Below are 2,820 nucleotides of genomic sequence, written 5' to 3' on the forward strand. Positions count from 1 at the left end.
GCACCCACCCGACCCGCCACCCGCAGTCGCCCCGACGCCGGATTCCACCGTCCGTCGCACACGCATCCTCGACGGGCTGATCAACGAATGCCGTCCGGCTGGGGGCGGCGAGGCTGAACGACAGGTTTCAGGTGCCCGTGCCGTTGGCGCAGAGGCGTTCGTGGACGACCTGGAACGCGTCTCCGGCTGGATTGATCTTGACGAAGGCGTAGCAGTTGAGCGGTTGGCTGGCGTTGTTACCGAGGTCTATCGGCGCGATCAGGCCGCCCGCGTCGTAGTCGGAGACCTTCCGTAGTGCGCTGATGAATCCCTCGCGGGTGGGGCAGGGACCGGCCAGTTCGAGTCCGCGAAGGAACATGTCGGTGTAGATGTAGGCGTGCATGGCGAACTGCTGTTCGGGCACGAACGTCTCCGGCGCGAAGCGGGTCATCGCCGCGCGGTAGCGGTCGATGGCCGGCCCCCCGGCCTCGAAGGGCCGGAAGTAGACGGGGAACGAGACGCCGGCGAGCGCCGGGCCCAGCGTGGCCAGCAGGCTGTGGTCGTACCCGGTGAGCGCGACGCTGCTGGAGAGGTCCAGGCGTGCCGCCCGGGCGGCCTGCGCGATCGCGGCGAAGTCCGACGAGGTCGTGAAACCGATCATGGAGTCGGCGCCGGCGGCCGAGATCTGCTGGACCACCCGGGCCGGGCTGTCGGTGCTGCTCGTGTAGGAGATCGCGTCGGTCGTACCGAGACCGATCGCCTGGAAGGCGGCCTGGTATCGCGCCATGACCTGCAGCGTGAACGCCGACGCCCCCGTGGTCAGGAAGGCGACCTTCGTCCCCCCGCTGGCCAGGATGTAGCGGCCGATGGTCTCGGGTGACGCCGCGTACAGATAGGTGAAGAAGTTCTGGTATTTTCCCCAGTCCGGCTGGGCGAAGCCGATAACGGGGATGTTCTGCGCGGCAAGGCTATTCAACGAGTCCCCGAGCGCGGAGGTGGCCGTCACCAGGCCGAAGACCGAGTCCTGCTGGACGAGGTTCGCGGTGACGTTGGCGCTCTGCGATGGGGAGTTCGCGTCGTCACGCCACTGGTAGACGATCCGGCGGCCGTGTATGCCGCCTTCCTGGTTGGCCAACCCGATCCTGGCGTCAACACCGGAGCGGGCCGAGTCGAACGCGGCGCTGCCGGTACCCGAGTCGGTGACCACGAGGCCGAGCTTCACCTGGTCGGCGGTGACGCCAGGGCTGCCGCAGGCGGTGGCCGCCGCCGTGCCACCACCGCCCCCCGCGGAACAGCCGGTCACGGCAACCGCGAGCACCGCGGCCGCCGCTCCTCCCCATAACCTCACCGATAATCTACCAAGAAACATCTTTTTCTCCACGGACAATAAAGAGGCTGGCGATGCGCCAATCCGACTGGGCCGATCCCAGATCGGCTGCCACGCAAACCTTCGTTCTCGTAGATATTCAATCTACACACGACAGCCTGGCTAGTATATCTACTGAATTTCGTCAGCTGGGTGAGCTGTAGCGTGGAATCGGGACGGCACCGCTAGTCCTCCACCGGGCGCATTTCCCGCGTCGCCGGCGCACCGTCCGCTGTCCCGGCGCGACACCGGATCGGTTTGATAACGCCGAGGGCTTCGCGGCCCGTCCATCCGTGGCGTGTTCAGGTCCATGATGATCAAATCGGGTCGGGGATGGGTGGGCTCGCGGAGGTACTCAAATGTCTCGACGCCGTCGCTGATCGTGCGGAGGGTCTGGCTGAACCCGCGGGCGAGAGACCCCTCGGAGATGAGCAAAGCGTCGCCGGGATCGTCACTCGGCGAGGAGCACATCGTAGGGACGGCTCGGACGCGCGGCATCGATCATCAGGAGGGTCTCCGGTTGGTACCGGACGAGCTCTGGGAGCTCGTGGAGCCTCTGTTGCCGTCCTTCGCGCCGCGTTCGCAGGGTGGAGGTACGGCTCCGGTGGACGAGCGAGCGGTGTTCACGGCGGTGGTCGGGCTATGCGTGGCGGCATCTACCGCCGTCGTTCGGGGTGTCGGCGCCCACGGCGCACCGTCGGTTCCATGCCTGGACCCGGGTGGGGTTATGGCCCCGGGTACATCGGGCGGTGCTGGACCGACATGGCGCCGCCGGGACGGTGGACTGAACCTCGGCGATCCTGGACTCCGCGAGCGTGCGAGCGAGCGGGGCTCGCTGACCGGTCCGAGCCCGGTCGACCGCGGCAAGGCCGGCTCGAAACTGCACGTGCTCACCGACGCCGCCGGTCTCCCGCTGGTCGTCGGCGTCTCCGGTGCCAACCTGCATGACGGCCACGCCCTGATCCCACTGGTCACCGGGATCCCCGCGGTCCGTTCCCGGCGCGGGCCGCGGCGCCGCAGGCCCGTCAAGCTGCGCGCCGACAAGGCCTACGACAGCGACGACCTGCGCCGATTCCTGCGCGACCGCGGCATCGTGCCCCGGATCGCCCGCAAGGGCATCGAGTCCAGCGAGAAGCTCGGCCGCCACCGGTGGAAGGTCGAAAGGACGATCGCCTGGCTCGGCGGCTACCGCCGCCTCACTATCCGCTACGAACGCAACGGCCACAACTTCCTCGGATTCCTCGCCCTGGCAGCGACGCTGACCTGCTGGAAGAAACTGGCCACGTGAGACAAGCTCTTAACTACGCGGCATTGCCCTGCGGTGACCCTTCCATTGTCTGTGACCACACGCCGTTCTCGATGACTCCCGCGCTCAGCCATTTCTGGACCAGGCGCAGGATCCGTTTGTCCGCGATCCGGTGCTCAAGGAACTTGACCAGCCATTGATGACTGAGGCTGGAAAAGAAATCCCGGAT

At 67.2% G+C, this 2,820-nt stretch carries 1 protein-coding gene and 1 pseudogene; one reads left to right on the top strand and one right to left on the bottom strand.

What is annotated here, in order from left to right; genetic code table 11:
* Positions 1-127: 127 nt before the first annotated feature.
* Positions 128-1,348, bottom strand: coding sequence for an ABC transporter substrate-binding protein (locus FMEAI12_RS05400; protein WP_112105198.1), 1,221 nt, complete (start codon positions 1,346-1,348; stop codon positions 128-130).
* Between the two features lie 493 nt (positions 1,349-1,841).
* Here FMEAI12_RS05400 and FMEAI12_RS05410 point away from each other — a divergent pair.
* Positions 1,842-2,633: pseudogene (locus tag FMEAI12_RS05410) on the top strand (IS5 family transposase).
* The last annotated feature ends 187 nt before the right edge of the window (positions 2,634-2,820 follow it).

It is taken from the genome of Parafrankia sp. Ea1.12 (assembly GCF_900465275.1).
Lineage (GTDB): Bacteria > Actinomycetota > Actinomycetes > Frankiales > Frankiaceae > Parafrankia > Parafrankia soli.